1 protein-coding gene is annotated in these 249 nt (G+C 46.2%); it reads left to right on the forward strand.

Annotated features, from left to right (window positions below):
• Positions 1 to 247 (forward strand): YrhB family protein (locus tag SB772_RS44025; RefSeq protein ID WP_410839028.1); only part of this gene is annotated, 247 nt, incomplete at its 5' end.
• Between the last annotated feature and the right edge of the window lie 2 nt (positions 248 to 249).

Genomic DNA, 249 nt, shown 5'->3' on the forward strand with positions numbered 1-249 from the left:
TTACCTTGATGATGCAGATCTCCCGGTCGTCATTACTCTACATGGACGCTTTAGCCAGGGCTGGTATTTCTGTTTCGAAGCACGAGAATTTCTCGAAACTGGAGATGAGGCCGCGCGCTTAGCTGGTAACGCACCTTTTATTATTGATAAAGACAGTGGTGAAATTCATTCTCTGGGAACGGCAAAGCCGCTGGAAGAATATCTACAGGATTACGAAATAAAAAAGGCTACCTTCGGCTTGCCCTGACA

It is taken from the genome of Paraburkholderia sp. SIMBA_030 (genome assembly GCF_046535245.1).
Lineage (GTDB): Bacteria > Pseudomonadota > Gammaproteobacteria > Burkholderiales > Burkholderiaceae > Paraburkholderia.